The following is a 1,576-nucleotide window of genomic DNA, read 5'->3' as shown; positions in this document are numbered from 1 at the left end:
ATGATTGATGCCATCGCCATCAGCCTCATGCCGGTCATCATGCTCGATCGCGATTTCGACGTCTCGCAGGCGGTGCGGCTCGCCGCGGTTTTCCATGTCGGCCTGGTGATCGGGCAGCCGCTGATCGGGCTGGCGCTGGACAAGGCTGGCCGCCGCCGCACGGTTCTTGGTTGCTGCGGCCTATCGCTCGCCTGCACCCTGCCGTTGGTTCTCCGGACCAAGTATGGGGTTCTGGCCCGTAGCCGGGCTGATGCTGGTCTGGGGCGGCGCGAATTATGGGCTCTACACCGCTGGGCTCGCGCTGATCGGTGACCGCTTCCGGGCTGAGATGCTGACGGCGGCCACCGCCGCCCTTGCCTCCGTCTATGCTCTGGCCGCGATCATCGGCCCCGTCGTCGCCGGCGGCATGATGACTGCGCTCGGCGCGCAGGGCCTATTCGGGGCAGCAGCGGCTGTCTATCTGACGGCGCTCTGCGGCGGCCTCTGGCTATTTCGGCTGGCAGAAGCATCAAATCCGCTGATGTCCGCAATGGGCTCGATCGTGCCATTCGCAATGCATGTCCAAGACAACTACAACCTTCTCGGCTTCGACTGCGGGCGACTGCTGCGCGTGTCCCGCCTCGGAGCTCGAACATCTGGAAAGGGACCTGGCCGCGAAATCTGCCAAATCCAGGTCGTGTTCAATGTGCGAGCCGATCGGGCGGCATGCGGGCTCGGCCCGCGGCCCAACCCCGCTCTCTTGAGATGGCTTCCTGGTCCAGCTCCGGATCTTCCACGATCAACCCCTGAAGGGGTCCGCTAGCAAGCTGCGGTCGCGCCGGCTTCGCCTCTGCGGTGATCGCGCCCGGAGCCCGACCCTTGAGGAGCCATCGAGCGGGAATTGGCCCGCTCCGAGGATGGAGCCCTCAGATGTCGCAAGATCTGTCCCTCGCCCAAAGCCACGCCTTCCAGCTCGCCCGCACCCTCATGGTCCCGGTCACGCTCTTCCGCTCCAGCGACGAATTCGGCGTCCTGGCGAGCGCCGAACTCGACGACGATGAGGTCGAGACCCTCGCCGAATACGATCCCTTTGAACACGGGCCGGCTCATTGAGCCGGCTTCCCTCCTCCCGGAGGTGCGGCTTGCGTGCTTGCGGCGGCAAGGGAAGCTGCGCCGCGGCTGGCCCGCGGGCGACGGCGCGGTGCAAAAACACACATTGCCAGCCGCGCCCTTGCCGCCTTTGCTCTTCGCGGCATCCGGAAGGCGCCCCGCAAGATGCGGGAAAAGAAAACCTGAAGGAAGGCGGGCGCCTGCGGCGCACGAAAGAGGGACATGGAACAGGACGAACTCGATGAACTTCGACAAAGGGTGGCCTGCGCGGCGGCGCTGGATCAGGCCGGTTACGCAATCGACCTGAAGGAGAGTACCCGACGTGCGGTCAAATACCGGCGCGGCGACCAGATCGTCATCGTGATCCATGACGGAAATGGCTGGTTCGATCCACTCTCCGACGCGAAGGGGGATGTGTTCTCGCTGATGACCCATCTGCATGGGGTCGGGTTCGGGGAGGCGAAGTTGCTGGTCGCCCGCCTGGTCG

3 protein-coding genes and 1 pseudogene are annotated in these 1,576 nt (G+C 65.4%); all 4 read left to right on the top strand.

Translation table 11 applies throughout. The features are described 5' to 3' along the window. The coding region (locus EN749_RS38010; protein ID WP_210214759.1) for a hypothetical protein at positions 1 to 312 on the top strand (312 nt) is incomplete at its 5' end. Continuing rightward, positions 224 to 802, top strand: coding sequence for a hypothetical protein (locus EN749_RS35505; RefSeq protein WP_189367958.1), 579 nt, complete (start codon positions 224 to 226; stop codon positions 800 to 802). The genes EN749_RS38010 and EN749_RS35505, both read left to right, overlap by 89 nt. Positions 803 to 909: 107 nt before the next feature. After that, on the top strand, positions 910 to 1,092 hold the full coding sequence (locus EN749_RS35500) for a hypothetical protein (RefSeq protein WP_128364916.1): 183 nt from the start codon (positions 910 to 912) through the stop codon (positions 1,090 to 1,092). Between the two features lie 219 nt (positions 1,093 to 1,311). After that, positions 1,312 to 1,576, top strand: a pseudogene (locus tag EN749_RS35495) (hypothetical protein); the annotation flags it as partial.

The sequence above is a fragment of the Mesorhizobium sp. M7A.F.Ca.ET.027.02.1.1 genome (genome assembly GCF_004022985.1).
GTDB lineage: Bacteria > Pseudomonadota > Alphaproteobacteria > Rhizobiales > Rhizobiaceae > Mesorhizobium.
The sequence above is the reverse complement of the archived record's forward strand: the minus strand, read 5'-3'. Positions and strand labels throughout refer to the sequence as shown.